Source organism: Streptomyces marinisediminis, assembly GCF_026262575.1.
Lineage (GTDB): Bacteria > Actinomycetota > Actinomycetes > Streptomycetales > Streptomycetaceae > Streptomyces > Streptomyces marinisediminis.
Map to the genome: position 1 here is coordinate 165,277 of NZ_JAPKFL010000009.1, position 15,173 is coordinate 180,449.

The window sequence follows — 15,173 nt, forward strand, 5'->3', positions numbered from 1 at the left end:
GTTCAGGGGGGCGACGGTGGTTCTCGGCCACGCTACGGTGACCCGGTGTAGCGCGCGTCTCACGGGGGCATATCCCGGACGCCACAGACCGGGAGCCCCGGGAGAGGGAGGTTCGCGATGGAGAAGAAGGGCGGAGGCCACTCCGGAAAGCCGGACACGGCCGGCGGAGACGGGCACCGCGACAAGCCGCCGGGCCCGACGAAGCCGTACGAGCCGCCGAAGTGAGCCGGCGGTGACCACCCAGCGCGACCTCGTCCGTGCCCTGGAGCGCTCCGGCGCCGTGCCGGAGCCGTGGCGGGACGCGGTCGCCGCGGTGGACCGCGCGCTGTTCATCCCGCCCCGGTTCGGCGGCCACGACGTCGCCGCCGATCCGGAGGCGTGGCGGGCGGCGGTGTACAGCGACGTACCGATCATCACCCAGGTCAACGACGGCCGGGAGCTGGGGGACGGCGCCTTCGAGCGGCCGAGCTCCTCGTCGTCGATGCCCTCGCTCATGCTGGAGATGCTGGAGCTGCTCCAGGTGCGTGACGGGGACCGGGTGCTGGAGATCGGCACCGGGACGGGGTACCACGCGGCCTGGCTGTGCCACCGGCTCGGCCAGGAGCGCGTCACCACCGTCGAGTACGACCCCGGGCTGGCCGAGCGGGCCCGGCGCGCCCTGGCGGCCGCGGGGTTCGCCCCGCGCGTCCTAATCGGCGACGGCCTGGCCGGGGACGCGTCCGGCGCGCCGTACGACCGGGTGATCGCCACCTGCACGCTGCGCGACTTCGGCCGCCTGGTGGCGCAGTGTCCGAACGGCCGCATCGTCGCCCCGTGGGGCAGCAGCTTCTTCCACGCCTCCTTCGCCACGGTGGACGTGCGCGACGGCGTGGGCACCGGCCGCCTCAGCGGCGACCCCTCGTTCATGTGGGACCGCGTCCGCCCCGCCGGAGCCGGCCACATCCGTGACTACTACCACGACCAGTCCGGCGACCCCGGCCGCACCCGCGTCCCGCCGCAGAACGTGCTCCAGACCGACCCGGCGTTCTTCGTGTCGCTGCACGTCACCGACGCCTGGTACCGCTGGTCCGCCGCGGACGACGACAGCGGCGAGGCGACGCTGTGGCTGTTCGCCGACGACAAGCGGTCCTGGGCCACCGTCGAGTACGCGCCGCGCACGGCCGAGTTCGAGACGGACCAGTACGGGCCGCGCCGCCTGTGGGACGAGGTGGAGGCCGCCTTCCGGCGCTGGGAGGCCCTCGGCTCCCCCGCCCGGGACCGCTTCGGCCTCACCGTCGGCCCGGACGGCCACCCGTCGGTGTGGCTGGACGACCCGGCCACCCCGGTCACCCACGCCTCCCCCTGACCGCCGCCCCGCTCACCGCCCCGCCGCGGCCGGGGGCCGCGGCCCCGCCAGGGGCGTGAGGCGGGCGTCGCGCATCTCGGCGGTGCGGTCCGCCGTGGCCAGGTGCGCCCGGTCGTGGGTGACCAGCACGGTGGCGGTGCCCCGCTCCCGGGTGAGGCGGGCGATCAGGCCGACGACGGCGGCGCCGCGCGCGTGGTCCAGGGCGCTGGTGGGCTCGTCGACGAGCAGCACGCGGGGGTCGTTCATCAGCGCGCGGGCGAGGTTGACGCGCTGGCGCTGGCCGCCGGAGAGCTGGTGCGGACGGCGGTCGGCCTCCCCGGCCAGGCCGACGGCGTCCAGCAGCTCCAGGGCGCGCCCGCGCGCCTTCGCGGGGTCGCGCCCGTCGAGCCGGGCCATCACCTGGAGCTGCTCGGCGGCGGTGAGGGAGGGGAGCAGGTTCGGCTGCTGGAAGACGATGCCGACCGTGCGGCGGCGCAGGTCCGTCAGCTCACCGCGCGTCAGGCCGGCCGTGCTCGCCCCGTCCAGGGTGACGGTGCCGGAGTCCGGCCGGATCAGGGTGGCGGCGACGGCCAGCAGGCTGGACTTGCCGGAGCCGGAGGGGCCGACGACGGCGGTCAGCCCGCCCCGGGGCACCTCCAGGGTGACGCGGTCCAGGGCCGTCAGCCGGGCGGCGCCGTCGGGGTGGGTGAGGGTCACGTCGGTCAGGCGCAGGCTCATCGGGCGCTCCCCAGGGCGGTCAGCGGGTCGACGGAGGTGATGCGCCGGACGGACAGCGCGGCGCCGAGCGCGCCGAGCAGGACGAGCACGGCGGCGGGCGCCAGGACGGTGGCCGGGGTGAGGAGGAACGGCACGGACGAGCCCGCGAGCAGCGCCCCGGCGCCCACCGCGAGCGCGGCGCCGACCAGGGTGCCGCAGGCGAGCACGGCGACGGCCTGCCCGAGCGCGTCGCGCAGCAGGTGGGCGGTGGTGGCGCCGAGCGCTTTGAGCACCGCGACGTCACCGCTGCGCTGGATGGTCCACACGGTGAAGAAGGCCCCGATGACGAGGGCGGAGATGGCGAACAGGAAGCCGCGCATCAGGCGCAGCGAGCCGTTCTCGGCGGCGTAGGAGCCGATCGCGGCCAGCGAGTCGGCCGTCGTCACCGTCCGGGTGCCCGCCGCCGCGTCCGTGGCCGCGATGTCGGCGCGGGAGGTGGTGGACAGGGCGATCACGGTCGCCGTCGGGTCCCCCTGCGCCCGGGCGGGCGGCGCGGCCCGCCGCCACTCGGCCAGGCTGGTCCACACCACCGGGGTGTGGCTGAAGAACGCGTCGCCCCGCACGGCGACGGCGGTCAGCGACCGGCCGCCCAGGGTGAAGGTGTCCCCGGGGCGGAGTCCGAGGGCGTCGGCGGCGCCGGCGGAGAGCACGGCCGACGCCCCGTCGAGCCGTTCGCCGTCCGGGGCGAGCCGCGAGCCGGGCGCCACCCCGAACGCCGACACCCCGGCGCTGCGGGCCCCGGCGGTGGCCCGCGTGGTGGCGATGCCCAGCGGCTCGGCGCGCTCCACGCCGGGGGCCCGCGCCCACCGCCGCCACTGTGCGGCGGTGACGGTGGAGTCGGCGTAGGACGGCTTCTGCCCCTCGGCGGGTGCGCCGAAGGCGATCCGGTCGGCCGGGAGGGCCTCGATCGCGGAGGTGTTCTGGCGCCCCAGCCCGGCGGTCAGCCCGGACAGCAGCCCCACCAGCAGGGTGATCAGCACGATGACGGCCCCCATCAGGGCGAACCTGCCCTTGGCGAACCTCATGTCTCTCCAGGCGACGAACACGGTCGCGACCCGCCCTTTCTCACCGGGGAAGCGGTACCCCGCCACCCTCGCCGCCGCACGGCCCCCCGCGCGTCCCGCGCACGGCGGCACTCGCCGCGCCGGAAGGGGGCGGACGACTTCCATCTTTCGGCAGAGGCCCGGGCGGCGCGGCTTTCGTAGGCTGGGAGAACTGTGAACACCGCCGCACCCGCGCTCACCCCCACGCCCCGCGTCCTCGCGTGGTGCCTGCACCTGCTCGTCGCCGGGCTGCTCGCGCTGGCGGCCGGGCGGGCGGTGGCCGGGGGCGCCCCGCGCGCCGCCGCCGTCGTCGCCGTGGCCGGGGCGCTGGCGCTGACGTACGCGGCCGGGCCGCTCCTGCCCCGCGTCCGCGCCTCCCGGCGGGCCGCCGCCCGGTGGCTGGCGGGGGTCGGCGCGGGGTGGCTGGTGCTGCTGGCGCTGTCCGGCGACGGGGTGTGGGTGGCCTTCCCGCTGTACTTCCTCCAGCTCCACCTGCTGCCCCGGCGGGCCGCGCTCGCCACCGTGACGGCGACCGCGCTCGCGGCGATCACCGCCTTCGCCGCGCACAGCGGCTCCTTCGCCCCGGCCATGGCGATCGGCCCGGCCCTCGGCGCCGCCGTGGCCGTCGCGGTGGTGTGGGGCTACCAGGCCCTGTACCGGGAGAGCGAACGGCGCCGCGAGCTGATCGAGGAACTCACCGCCGCCCGCTCGGACCTGGCCGCCGCGCAGCACACCGCCGGGGTGCTGGCCGAGCGCGAACGCCTGGCGCACGAGATCCACGACACGCTGGCGCAGGGGCTCTCCAGCGTCCAGCTCCTGCTGCGCGCCGCCGAGCGCGCGCTGCCCGACAGGCCCCGGGACGCCGCCCGCCACGTCGAGCAGGCCCGCCAGGCGGCCGTGGACGATCTCGCCGAGGCCCGCCGTTTCGTCGCCGCCCTCTCCCCGCCCGCGCTGGAGGGCGCCAGCCTGGCCGACGCGCTGGCCCGCCTGTGCGCCACCACCGGCGCCCGCCACCGGCTCGCCGTCCGCTTCCACCGCACCGGGGCACCGGCGGCGCTGCCGACCGGGCACGAGGTGGCCCTGCTGCGCCTGGCCCAGTCCGCGCTGGCCAACACCGTCCGGCACGCGGGCGCCACCACCGCCGACGTCACGCTCGGCACGCCCGGCCGCGCGGGCGGCGCCGTGACCCTCACCGTCACCGACGACGGCGCCGGGTTCGACCCGGCCGCCGTGCCCGCGCCCGCCCCCGGCGCCGGCTTCGGCCTGGCCGCGATGCGGGCCCGCGTGCACGCGCTCGGCGGCGCCCTCACCGTCGCCTCCGCGCCCGGGCGCGGCACCACGGTGACCGCCCGGCTCCCGCTCGCCCCGGCGGCCGGCGCCGCCCCGTGCGACGCCGGGCGGCCCCACGCCGCCGGGGCCCGCCCGTGACCGGCGCCCCGCTGCGCCTGCTCCTGGCCGACGACCACCCCGTCGTCCGCGCCGGGCTGCGCGCGGTGCTGGAGACCGAGCCCGGTCTGACCGTGGTGGCCGAGGCCGCCACCGCCGAGGACGCCGTCGCCCGCGCGGCGGCGGGCGGCGTCGACGTCGTCCTGATGGACCTGCGGTTCGGCGGCGGCATGACCGGTGCCGAGGCCACCGCCGCGATCACCGCCCGGCCCGGCGCCCCGCGCGTGCTGGTCGTCACCACCTACGACACCGACGCGGACACCCTGCCCGCCATCGAGGCCGGTGCCACCGGCTATCTGCTCAAGGACGCCCCGCCCGAGGAACTGGCCGCCGCCGTGCGCACCGCGGCCGCCGGACGCGCCGCGCTCGCCCCCGCCGTCGCCGACCGGCTCGTGCACCGGCTGCGCACGCCCGGCACCGCGCTGACCCGGCGCGAGACGGAGGTGCTCGCGCTGGTCGCCGAGGGGCTGTCCAACGCGGGCGTCGCCGCACGCCTGCATCTGACCGAGGGCACGGTCAAGTCCCACCTCGCCCGCGCCTACGCCAAGCTCGGCGTCGACTCGCGCACCGCCGCCGTCGCCACCGCGACCGACCTCGGCCTGATCCGGCGCTGAGGCCGGGTCGCCGCCGGGCCGCTGCCGGATCGCTGCCGGATCGCTGCCGGGCCGCCCGGAGAGCGTCAGGCGGGCAGCGGTTGGGCGGCGAGGACGTAGTGCACCGACTCGTCCGCCGCGCCGACCGTCAGGGGCAGGCCCGTGCGCAGCCGGTCGGCCGCCGTCTCCTGGGCGCCCGCGTCGTGCAGCCAGCGGCGCATCAGCGCACCCGGGTTCGGACCGCCCCCGGCGATCTCCCGCAGGCACGCGGCCGGGAGCGGGCCCGGGTGCTCCGGCAGCGGGTCCAGCGCGTGGGCGATCAGCAGCGCGCGCCCCCGCAGCCACCGCACCGCCAGGCGCGGCGTGCGGACCACGTGCCGCCCCAGCACCCACCGCCTGCCCAACTCCGCGCTCCACGCGTACGCCTCGCAGGCGTAGCCGCCCACGCGCGGCACCGTGCCCTCCGCCACGGCCGCGCTGGTGATCACGGCAGCCCCCGGACGGGCCGGACGACACCGGTCACCGCGTACGGCTGTCGCGGTTCGCGGCGCGGACCCGGGCCCGCACCAACTCGGCGTCGGTCGGCCTGCGCACGCTGCCGGGTTCGGTCGTCCACTCGTAGCCACCTCCGATCGGTCGCAGCCACACCCTGCCCTCGTGCGTCTCCCGGTACTCGCCCACACACCCATTCGCCACGTCGTACACGAACTCCCCCAACCGCAGCCCCGGCTCCAAAGATTCCGTCCGGGGTGTGAGGCGGTGGGGGTTGGCGGGTGGGGGGTCGCGTCGGGGAGGGGGGTTGGGTGGTGGGTTGTGGGTGGGGGGTGGGGGTTGGAGACTGGCGGGAGGTCGCGTCTTCGGCCGTCTCATCCCCAGGAGTTGACATGTTCTCTACATTCGCTCTCCGGCACCGAACCGGGCGCGGTTCCGTGCGAAGAACGCTGCGCGCGGTCATCGGTCCGGTGCTGGCACTGGCCGCGGTGCTGGCGCTCGCCTCGCCCGTGGCGGCGGCACCGGCCACGGCCGAGAGCGCCGTACGCGGCGGCGACGTGCTGTTCCGCACGGGCGGCCACTGCGCGGTGGCGTTCAACGCCACGGACCACACGGCCCGGTACGGCCTGATGGCGGGGCACTGCGGCCCCGTGGGCACGCAGTGGTACCGCGACCCGGCGCTGACCGTGCCGGTCGGCGTCACGACGGTCGCGCGGTTCCCCGGGGCCTCGTGGTCGGTCGTGCGCTACACCAACACCACCCTGGACTACCCCAGCGAGATCGGCGGCCCCGGCGGTGCCGTGCGCATCACGCAGGCCCAGCAGCCCGCGCTCGGGCAGGCCGCCTGCCGGTACGGACGGACCACGGGGCTGCACTGCGGCACGGTCACCGGCGTCAACCAGACGGTCCGGCTGCCGCAGGGCACGCTGCACGGGCTGTTCCGGGCCACGATCTGCGGTGAGCCCGGGGACATGGGCGGCCCCGTGTTCGCCGGTTCGCGGGGCCTGGGCATCCTGGTCGGCTCCAGCGGCAACTGCGCGGTCGGCGGCAGCACTTACCACCAGCCCCTCGCGCCCGTGCTGGCCGCGACGGGCCTGCGCGTCGGCTACTGACCCGGTCGGGCCCCCGCCCCGCGCCGTCGGCGGCCCCGGTGCGCCACTACGCTCGCGCCCTATGGAGAACGAGCAGCGTGGGGCCGCGCCGGGGGCCTCCGTCGAACTGGCCTACCTGCCGACCTCGGACGAGCTGGCCGAGGCGCTGCGCGCCCGGGCCGGAGCCGCCGTGCCCCAGCGCCGCGCCCTGGCGACCGGGGCGCTCACGCTGGCCGTCCTCTCCGCGCTGGTGCTGCTCGCGGCGCCGGAACTCGCGATGGCGGTGGCCCTCGCCGGCCTCTGCGCGGTGCTGGGCGCCTTCGCGGGCGGATGGGTGCACCGCCGGTACCAGGTGCGGCGGATGACCAGGTACGCCCGCGCCCAGGGCGAGTACACCATGCGGGCGGACGCCGACGGCGTCCACGCCGCCACGGCGGTCGCCGAGAGCCGGATCGCCTGGTCGTCGTTCCGGTACCGCATCGAGACGGCGCACCTGTTCGTGCTGGTCGTCGACGACACGGTGGGCGGGATGGTGCTGCTGCCCAAACGCGGGCTGCGCGCGGGCGCGGACGTGGAGGGGATGCGCGCCCTCGTCGCGCGGCACGTCCCGCCGCGCCCGTCCGACGCCTGACGCGCCCCGGGCCGCGCGCCCCCGCGCCGTCCCGGGCTGGTTCCTCACCGCGCGGCGGCGAGGACCAGGGAGGCGGCGGCCAGGGCCAGGTAGGCGCCGGGCACGGCGAGGTTGTGGTGGACGCGCGCCCGCAGGTGGACGACGACGGCACCCGTGAAGAACAGCACGAGCCCCCCGGCGGCGGCGACGCCGACGGCCGGGACGCCCAGGAGCCCGAGCACCAGTCCGGCGGCGCCGGCCGCCTTGAGCGCGGCGAGCCAGGGCAGCCGGCTCGGCGGGACGCCCACCTCGGCCGAGTTGGCCAGGACGAAGTCGGCCCGCAGGAGGTCGGCGACGGCGATGCCGGCGTTGGCCAGGGCGGTGAGGACGGTGACGATCACGTAGGCGGTGTCCATGGTCTCCGTCTTTCGGTCGAGCACGTCGTGAGGACGGCGAGCCACGGCACGCCCGCCGCCACCAGGCTCGCCGGGGCCGCGGGCGGGCGTCCAATACCCGCTTCTATAACCTGACGGCATGGACCTGGACACCCGGTTGCTGCGCTCCTTCGTCGCGGTGGCCGAGGAGGGCACCCTCACCCGCGCGGCGGAGCGGCTGTTCGTCTCCCAGCCGGCGCTCACCAAACAGGTCAGGCACCTGGAGGCCCGGCTCGGGACGCGGCTGTTCACCCGGTCCCCCACCGGCATGGCGCTCACCGAGCCGGGCCGGGCGCTGGCGGAGCGGGCGCCCGCCCTGCTGGCCGACTGGGACCGGGTGGTGCGTGAGACGCGGTGCGCCGCCGGCCGCGCGGCCCGCTCGCTGCGGGTCGGCTTCCTCGCCAGCGCGGCCAACGAGGCGACCCCGCGCATCGTCGCGGAGTTCACCCGGCGTCGGCCGGACTGGCGGGTGGAGATGCGGCAGGCCGCGTGGTCGCGTCCGGACGCCGGGCTGGCCGACGGGGAGGTGGACGTCGCCCTGCTGCGGCTGCCGTTCCCCGGCCAGGACGGGGTGCGCACAGCCGTGCTCTTCGCCGAGCCGCGCTGGGTGGCGCTCCCCGACGGGCACCCGCTCGCCGCGCGCGAGGTCGTGGCGTTCCGCGAACTGTGGGACGAGCCGTTCGTCGCCGCCCCGCCGGAGACGGGCCGGTGGCGGGCGCAGTGGCTGGCCGCCGACGAGCGCGAGGGGCGCCCGGTGCGCGTGGGCGCCGTCGCCGAGCAGCCGGACGACTGGCTGAGCGCCATCGCCCACGGGTACGGCGTCGCCCTCGCCCCCGCGTCCGCCGCGCGCTTCCACGCCCGGCCAGGCGTCACCTACCGGCCGGTCAGCGGCGTCAGCCCCAGCCACGTCGGCGTCGCCTGGGCCCGTGCGGACGACGGCGACCCGGTGGTGCGGGACTTCGTGCGCTGCTGCCTGGAGCGGCCGTGGCCCCGGGATGCCGCAAGGTCGGCGGCGGCGAGCGGCGGCTGAGCGACGCCGCGGGGTCGGCGGCGGCGAGCGGCGGCTGAGCGCGGCCGGGTCAGTGCGCGTGCGCGGTGGTGCCGAAGCCGGAGGCCAGCGGCATGCGCAGGCCCAGCGGCGGGGGCGCGGCCAGCGCGTCGCGCAGGGGCCGGGGCAGCTCCAGGTCGCACAGCGTGCCCAGGGTGAACTCGGCGCACAGGGCGGTGACTTCGGCGCGGTAGCGGCGCAGCGCGTGGCGGTCGGTGTGGACCTCGAAGCGGCACACCGCGGGCGTGGCCTTTCGCGCGCGCTCGGCGAGCCGGTAGGAGGTGTCCGGGGCGCACACCTCGTCGTCGGTGCCGTGGACGAACAGCACCTGCCGGTCGGCGAGGTGGTCCACGGGCTCGTCGTCGCCGTCGGGGGCCCAGGTGGCCAGGGCGACGACGGAGACCACCGTGCGGTACCCGGCCGCCCGCAGCGCCGCGCGGGCCCCCGTGCCGCTGCCGGCCAGGCACACCGGGGCGTCCCCGTAGCGGTGGGCCACCTCGTCCAGCGCCCACGCCGCGTCGGCCGCCAGGTGCGCGGCGTCGCCGTTCCAGCCCCGGTAGCGCGGGTGGACCACGTGCGCGGTCAGCGACGCGCCCGCCCGGTCGGCGGTGCGCACCGCGTGCCGGGCGAGCGCGTGGGCGCCGACGGCGGCCAGCGGCGAGGGGCGGCGCACGGAGTCCGGGACGCCGCCGGGGAGGACGAGGAGGACGGCCTCGACCTGGTGCGTCGGGCCGAGGGGGCGGCCGAGGCGCGCGGTGCGCGCGGGCAGCGCTTGCTTCGTCACGGCGCCACGATGGCAGACCGGGCCCGCTCAGGCCAGGAGTTGGCCGCGGCGGGAGAGGAGGAACTTCTTGAACGCGGCCACCGGCGGCGTGTCGGGGTGGCCGTCGAGCCAGGCGACGCCGATCTCGCGCACCGCGCGCGGCGCGGTGACGGCGAGTTCGACGACCCCGGGGCGGGAGACGGTGGGCGGGGGCAGCAGGGCGACGCCCAGGCCCGCGGCGACCAGGCCGCGCAGGGTCTCCGCCTCCTCGCCCTCGAAGGCGACGCGCGGCGTGAACCCGGCCTCGGCGCACAGGGTGTCGAAGATGCGCCGCATCCCGTAGCCGGGTTCCAGGGTGATGAACTGCTCGTCGGCAGCCTCGGCCAGCCGCACGCGTCTGCGGCGGGCGAGCCGGTGGTCGTCGGGGACGACGAGGCGCAGCCGCTGCTCGTCCAGGCGGCGGGCGACGAGGTCGGGGGCGTCGGGGACGGGCGAGGTCAGGCACAGGTCGAGCGTTCCGGCGCGCAGTCGGTCGAGCATGGCCTCGCCGTAGTTCTGCACCAGGGAGAACCGCACCCGGGGATGGTCGGCGCGGAAGGCGCGGATGAGGCCGGGCACGGTCTCCGAGCCGAGGGTGTGCAGGAATCCGAAGGCGACCTTGCCGGTGGCCGGGTCGGCGTCCGAGCGCACCGCCTCGGCGGCCTGCTCGACGGAGGCGAGCGCCTTCTCCACCGAGCCGAGGAAGGTGCGGCCGGCGGGTGTCAGCGACACGGAGCGGCCGCGGCGGGCGAACAGGGCGATGCCCAGGTCGTCCTCCAGGCGCACCATGGCCCGGCTCAGCGTGGACTGGGGCACGGCCAACTCCCGTGCCGCGCGCGTCACGTGCTCGTGCCGCGCGACGGCGGTGAACTGGGCCAGGCGGGGGGTGAGCAGGGCCGCCCACGACTCGGCGTCGATGTCCGCCATGCCCGGGACGGCCGGAGGCGTGCGCGATGTGATCGCTGTTACCTGTATGTCTTTTTCGTTGCCGGGTGGTGACACGGCCGCCTCTCAGCTCGGCTTATGCGCTGACGCATCGATACTGTCAGTTTTGCGCATTGGACGCATGAAGGCGACCCACCCTACGTTCGGGGCATGCCTTCGCTCGATACCGGGGCACCCGCCGACGCGGGTGCCTCTCAGCCGTCGTCCCCCGCCGCCGGTACCGCCACCGCGGCGTCCGCCGGAACCGCCGGGCCCGCCACCGCGGCGCCCGCCGAACCCGGCGGCGAGTCCCCCGCCGAACCGTCCGCCGGTGCCGGTACCGGCACCGGCGCGGCGGAACCGCCCCTCCCCCGCCCCGTCGCCCGCCGCCGCGTCGACGTCGCCCTCTTCGCGCTCGGGCTCGCCACCTTCGCGCTGCTGTTCTCCACCCAGGCGCTGCTGCCCGCGCTCTCCGCCGACTTCGCGGTGACCCCGGACGCGGCGAGCTGGACGATCTCCGCGGCCACCGTCGGCCTGGCGGTGTGCGTGCTGCCGCTGAGCATGCTCTCGGAGCGGTTCGGGCGGCGCCGGGTGATGACGGTGTCCGTGGCCCTCGCGGTGGGCGTCGGCCTGCTGCTCCCGCTCGCCCCCGACCTGGGCTGGCTGGTGGCGCTGCGCGCGGTGCAGGGCGCGGCGATCGCGGGCATCCCGGCGTCGGCGACGGCGTATCTGGCCGAGGAGCTGCCGCCCCGGGCGCTGGTCGGGGCGATCGGGCTGTTCGTCGCGGGCAACAGCGTCGGCGGCATGTCCGGGCGCATCCTCACCGGCTGGGTCGCCGAGGGCCACGGCTGGCGGGCCGCGCTGCTGGCCGTCGGCGCGCTGGCGCTGCTGTGCGCGGTCGCGTTCCGGCTGCTGCTGCCCGCCGCCCGCGGCTTCTCCCCCGCGCCGCTGGACCCGCGCACCCTCGCCCGCACCGTGCGCGGCCACCTGGCCGATCCGCTGCTGCGGCGGCTGTACGCCATCGGCCTGCTGTTCATGGCCGTCTTCGGCGCCGTCTACACCGTGATCGGCTACCGCCTGGTGGCCGAGCCGTTCGGGCTGTCGCAGGGCCTGGTGGGCTCGGTGTTCGTGATCTACCTGGTGGGCACCTTCTCCTCGGCCGCGGCCGGGCGCCTGGTGGGCCGGCTGGGGCGGCGCGGCGCGCTGTACCTGGCCATCGGCACGACGGCGGCCGGGCTGCTGCTGACGCTCTCCGCGCACCTGGTCGCGGTGCTGGCGGGGCTGGTGCTGGTGACGGCCGGCTTCTTCGCCGGGCACGCCACCGCGTCGTCCTCCGTGAGCCGCGCCGCCACCTCGGCACGGGCGCAGGCCGCGGCGCTCTACCAGATGGCCTACTACGTCGGCAGCTCGCTGGGCGGCACGCTGGGGGCCCTGGCCTTCCACGCGGGCGGCTGGTCCGCGACGGTGGTCCTGGGGCTGGCCGCCCTGTGCGGCGCGGGCGGCATCACCCTGTACGCCACCCGCCGCGCCCTGGCCGAACGCCGCCTGGCGGCCGTGTCGGCCTGAGCGACCGGACGCGCGAGCGCCCGCCGACCACCACGGGTCGGCGGGCGCTCGCGCGTCGTCGGGCGGGATGCTCCTATGGCGGTCAAGCCGCCGCGGTCGAGTCGGTGGCGGTGGGTGCGTCCCGAGGAGGCAGGGATCGGCGCGACACCGGCCAGGTGCGCGAACGCGGCTTCCGTGTGCATCCGTTCGGGTTTGTTGCGGCATCCAGCCCGGAGCGTACGACCCACACCTCGATGTCGACTTCAGCCCGCTGCGCGACGACGGACCGCCTGGCGGACACAGGGCCGCGGCCCAGGGCTGCCGCGTGTCGGCCGGGTGCGCGATGGCATCCGCGAGCGCGTGTGCCGACGGACCAGGCGCCGCGAAACCGTCGGGCGATTGCGGTGGCCCGGCAGCACATCCGCCGGGCCACCGTCCGCTCAATGGGTGTAGGTCCGCTTTTCGAGGCGGGTGCCGTTGCGAAGAGTGATCGACATCAGGTCGCTGGGAGCCTCCAGTTCCAGGCGGTGCCAGCGACCGCGGGGGACGATCACGGCGGTGCCTTCCCGCAACCGCACCATCTCCCCGGCGTCACCGGGCCCGTCGGGGCGGAAGTGGAGACGGACACCGCCGGCCAGGCAGCACACGGCCTCCTCAGCCTCCGGGTGCATCTCCCAGTGGTCGGCGTGAACGTCGGCGTCGGTCTCCACGTGGAACGTGGCGATCTGCCAGGCGCCTGAGCCGCCGTTCGTCATCTGCCGTTCGACGGCTCGGACGTCGCCGTCGGGGTGAAAGTGCAGCGCCGAGGCGAACAGGTCGACAGTGGTGGTCTTCATGACGGTGTTCCTTCCATCTGGTTCTCTGCGGGGGCGGTAGGGCGCGGGAGAGGTGTGACGACCCGGCGGCGCGGCAGCACACCGATCGCCACGACCGCCGCGAGCACGAAAACGGCTGCGGTGACGGCCAGGCCCAGGGCGTAGCCGCCGTTGAGCGCGGCGGGGTCGGTGGCCGTGCCGGTGTGGTGCGCGGCAAGGGTGGCCAGGGCAGCCAGGCCGACAGAGCCGCCGAGTTGGCGGGAGCTGTTCATGAGACCGGAGGCCATGCCGGCCTCAGGCGGAGCGACGCCGGTGGTCGCGGCGGCGGCGACCGGGGCCAGGACCAGTCCGGCGCCGACGCTGGTGACGAGGGAGGGGCCGAGCACGTCGGTGAGGAAGCTGCCCTCGGGGCTGATGTGGGCGAACCAGGCCAGGCCCGCGGCGGCCAGCAGGGCTCCGGGCACCAGGGACACACGGGGGGTGCGTGCCGCGGTGATGCGGGTCGCGACGACGGTTCCCGCGACCAGGCCCAGGGAGAAGGGCAGAAACGCGGTGCCGGTCGCCGCGGCCCCCATGCCCAGGACCTGCTGCATGTACAGGGACACGAGGTAGAACGCCGTGAACTGCCCGGCCGCGGCCAGGAACACCAGCACGTTCGCGCCGGCGACCCAGCGGCTGCGCAGCAGGCCGAGGCGCAGCAGCGGTGCGTCGGCCCTCGACTCGGCGAAGACGAAGGCGGTCAGCAGTACGGCCGCGGCAGCGAGGGTCGCCCACGTGACCGGGGAGTCCCAGCCAAGGGTGTCGGTGCGGACGACACCGAGCACCAGCAGCCCGACTCCGCCGGTCGCCAGGACGGCGCCCAGCGCGTCCAGCCTTTCGCGCTGGGCGGGTGCTGTTCCGGCGGGCACCCCTGCGGGGATGAGCGCGAGAGCCGCCATGACGATGGGCAGGTTGATCAGCATGACCCAGCGCCAGCCCGCGTACTCGGTCAGCACCCCGCCTGCCAGCACGCCCAGCGCGCCGCCTGCGGCGTTCACCGCGCTCCACACTCCGAGCGCGCGGACGCGCCGGGGGCCTTCGGCGAAGGTGGTGGTGAGCATCGCCAGCGCGGCCGGTGCAGCTGCGGCGGCGCCCAGGCCCTGCCCGGCGCGTGCGGCGATCAGTTGCCAGGGCGTCTGGGCCAGTCCGCCCGCCAGCGAGCACAGCCCGAAGACGACCAGCCCCAGCGCGAACATCTGACGCCGGCCGTACAGGTCGCAAGCGCGGCCCCCCAGCAGCAGGAACCCGCCGAATGTGAGCGCGTACACGTGCACGACCCACGACAGGTCGAGCGGCGCGAATCCCAGCGCGGTTCGGATCGCGGGCAACGCGACGTTGACCACGGACATATCCAGGGCGACGACGAATTGGGCGACGGCGGCTGCCGCCAGCACCACGCCCGGCCTCTCTCGAGACTTTCTATACATGTAAGAAAAGTTAGCGTCAGGGGTGGCCGTTGTCGACACCCGGGGGATGATGGGAGGCATGCCGCAACCGTCCGCACCACGCAGAAATCCGGGCCGCCCTCCCCGCATCTCCCGCGAGGAGATCATCGAGGCAGCCCGCCGGATCGTGACCGAGGGGGGCGTGGGCCGACTGACCATGCGGCGGCTGGCCACGGAGGTCGGCAGCACGCCGATGGCGCTCTACCACCACGTCCGCGACAAGGAAGAACTGCTCGTCCTCCTGCTGGACGACTACGCCGCACGGACACTGCGCCGATCCGAACTGCCGGCCCACCCTCGCGAGCGGATCGTCGCCGCCGCCACCGCGATCCACGAGGCGCTCGTCGCCTGCCCCTGGATCGTGGAGGTACTCACCGCCGACGACCTGATGTCCACATCCGCGCTGTGGTTCGTCGAGCAGATCGTTGACGGCCTGGTCGCATGCGGCCTCTCCCTCGACCGGGCCGTGCACGGCTACCGTTCGATCTGGTACTACACCGCCGGAGAGATCGTGGTCAGGACAACAGCGGCTCGGCGGCGCGCAGACGGTGACCCTCCGACCTACCGGGAGCAGGTCTTCGCCGATCTCGACTCGAACGAGCTGCCCCGCTTGGCGCAGGCCGCTGACCGCTGGGGGGCGCTGACCGCCGAGGACACCTACCAGGACGGGCTCCGGGCCCTGGTGGACGGCCTTCTCGTCAGCCGCTGACGACGTGCCGCCGCCGGCGAACTCCAGCGGACCTCC

At 76.3% G+C, this 15,173-nt stretch carries 17 protein-coding genes and 1 pseudogene; 8 read left to right on the plus strand and 10 right to left on the minus strand.

The genetic code is table 11. The features are described from left to right. The first annotated feature begins 232 nt into the window (after positions 1-232). Positions 233-1,345, plus strand: coding sequence for a methyltransferase domain-containing protein (locus OSB71_RS10215; RefSeq protein WP_265946674.1), 1,113 nt, complete (start codon positions 233-235; stop codon positions 1,343-1,345). A gap of 12 nt (positions 1,346-1,357) precedes the next feature. Here OSB71_RS10215 and OSB71_RS10220 read toward each other — a convergent pair whose 3' ends face one another. Both OSB71_RS10220 and OSB71_RS10225 read right to left on the minus strand, forming a co-directional pair. After that, positions 1,358-2,062 carry an ABC transporter ATP-binding protein gene (locus tag OSB71_RS10220; RefSeq protein WP_265946676.1) on the minus strand — a complete coding sequence of 235 codons (705 nt, stop codon included), beginning with the start codon at positions 2,060-2,062 and terminating at the stop codon, positions 1,358-1,360. Further along, on the minus strand, positions 2,059-3,147 hold the full coding sequence (locus OSB71_RS10225) for an ABC transporter permease (RefSeq protein ID WP_265946678.1): 1,089 nt from the start codon (positions 3,145-3,147) through the stop codon (positions 2,059-2,061). The genes OSB71_RS10220 and OSB71_RS10225 overlap by 4 nt, the downstream gene beginning before the upstream one ends. Positions 3,148-3,318: 171 nt before the next feature. Between OSB71_RS10225 and OSB71_RS10230 the strand changes: the two genes are divergently transcribed. Together OSB71_RS10230 and OSB71_RS10235 are read left to right on the plus strand one after the other, a co-directional pair. Further along, on the plus strand, positions 3,319-4,572 hold the full coding sequence (locus OSB71_RS10230) for a sensor histidine kinase (RefSeq protein WP_265946680.1): 1,254 nt from the start codon (positions 3,319-3,321) through the stop codon (positions 4,570-4,572). Continuing rightward, the gene (locus OSB71_RS10235) at positions 4,569-5,204 is read left to right on the plus strand and encodes a response regulator (RefSeq protein ID WP_265946682.1); all 636 of its coding nucleotides are present in this window, start codon (positions 4,569-4,571) and stop codon (positions 5,202-5,204) included. Before OSB71_RS10230 ends, OSB71_RS10235 begins: the two co-directional genes overlap by 4 nt. Before the next feature lie 65 nt (positions 5,205-5,269). Here OSB71_RS10235 and OSB71_RS10240 read toward each other — a convergent pair whose 3' ends face one another. Then, the gene (locus OSB71_RS10240) at positions 5,270-5,671 is read right to left on the minus strand and encodes a hypothetical protein (RefSeq protein WP_265946684.1); all 402 of its coding nucleotides are present in this window, start codon (positions 5,669-5,671) and stop codon (positions 5,270-5,272) included. A 31-nt stretch (positions 5,672-5,702) separates the two neighbouring features. Next, positions 5,703-5,864 (minus strand): hypothetical protein, encoded by a 162-nt coding sequence (locus OSB71_RS10245; protein WP_265946686.1) that lies wholly within the window; start codon positions 5,862-5,864, stop codon positions 5,703-5,705. A 203-nt stretch (positions 5,865-6,067) separates the two neighbouring features. Between OSB71_RS10245 and OSB71_RS10250 the strand changes: the two genes are divergently transcribed. Both OSB71_RS10250 and OSB71_RS10255 read left to right on the plus strand, forming a co-directional pair. Further along, positions 6,068-6,787, plus strand: a complete 720-nt coding sequence (locus tag OSB71_RS10250) for a S1 family peptidase (protein WP_265946688.1) — start codon at positions 6,068-6,070, stop codon at positions 6,785-6,787. A 61-nt stretch (positions 6,788-6,848) separates the two neighbouring features. Continuing rightward, positions 6,849-7,397: a YcxB family protein gene (locus OSB71_RS10255; RefSeq protein ID WP_265946690.1), complete on the plus strand. Its 549-nt coding sequence runs from the start codon at positions 6,849-6,851 to the stop codon at positions 7,395-7,397. A gap of 44 nt (positions 7,398-7,441) precedes the next feature. On the opposite strand, the gene OSB71_RS10260 is transcribed toward OSB71_RS10255, so the two are convergent. Further along, positions 7,442-7,792 (minus strand): DoxX family protein, encoded by a 351-nt coding sequence (locus OSB71_RS10260; RefSeq protein ID WP_265946756.1) that lies wholly within the window; start codon positions 7,790-7,792, stop codon positions 7,442-7,444. 118 nt (positions 7,793-7,910) lie between these two features. Between OSB71_RS10260 and OSB71_RS10265 the strand changes: the two genes are divergently transcribed. Next, on the plus strand, positions 7,911-8,840 hold the full coding sequence (locus tag OSB71_RS10265) for a LysR family transcriptional regulator (RefSeq protein ID WP_265946691.1): 930 nt from the start codon (positions 7,911-7,913) through the stop codon (positions 8,838-8,840). A 49-nt stretch (positions 8,841-8,889) separates the two neighbouring features. On the opposite strand, the gene OSB71_RS10270 is transcribed toward OSB71_RS10265, so the two are convergent. Together OSB71_RS10270 and OSB71_RS10275 are read right to left on the minus strand one after the other, a co-directional pair. Further along, positions 8,890-9,642: an alpha/beta hydrolase gene (locus OSB71_RS10270; RefSeq protein ID WP_265946693.1), complete on the minus strand. Its 753-nt coding sequence runs from the start codon at positions 9,640-9,642 to the stop codon at positions 8,890-8,892. A gap of 27 nt (positions 9,643-9,669) precedes the next feature. Continuing rightward, complete coding sequence (locus tag OSB71_RS10275) at positions 9,670-10,587, minus strand: LysR family transcriptional regulator (RefSeq protein WP_265946696.1); 918 nt, start codon at positions 10,585-10,587, stop codon at positions 9,670-9,672. Positions 10,588-10,755: 168 nt separating this feature from the next. Here OSB71_RS10275 and OSB71_RS10280 point away from each other — a divergent pair, with 168 nt between their 5' ends. Next, on the plus strand, positions 10,756-12,150 hold the full coding sequence (locus OSB71_RS10280; protein WP_265946698.1) for an MFS transporter: 1,395 nt from the start codon (positions 10,756-10,758) through the stop codon (positions 12,148-12,150). An 86-nt stretch (positions 12,151-12,236) separates the two neighbouring features. Here the strand turns inward: OSB71_RS10280 and OSB71_RS10285 are convergent. From OSB71_RS10285 to OSB71_RS10295, 3 genes and pseudogenes are all read right to left on the minus strand, one after another. Beyond that, positions 12,237-12,335 (minus strand): annotated as a pseudogene (locus OSB71_RS10285) (transposase); the annotation flags it as partial. Between the two features lie 234 nt (positions 12,336-12,569). After that, complete coding sequence (locus tag OSB71_RS10290) at positions 12,570-12,965, minus strand: cupin domain-containing protein (RefSeq protein ID WP_265946700.1); 396 nt, start codon at positions 12,963-12,965, stop codon at positions 12,570-12,572. After that, positions 12,962-14,410, minus strand: a complete 1,449-nt coding sequence (locus tag OSB71_RS10295) for an MFS transporter (RefSeq protein ID WP_265946702.1) — start codon at positions 14,408-14,410, stop codon at positions 12,962-12,964. The genes OSB71_RS10290 and OSB71_RS10295 overlap by 4 nt, the downstream gene beginning before the upstream one ends. 58 nt (positions 14,411-14,468) lie before the next feature. Here OSB71_RS10295 and OSB71_RS10300 point away from each other — a divergent pair, with 58 nt between their 5' ends. Further along, positions 14,469-15,137: a TetR/AcrR family transcriptional regulator gene (locus OSB71_RS10300; RefSeq protein WP_265946704.1), complete on the plus strand. Its 669-nt coding sequence runs from the start codon at positions 14,469-14,471 to the stop codon at positions 15,135-15,137. Positions 15,138-15,173 lie beyond the last annotated feature (36 nt).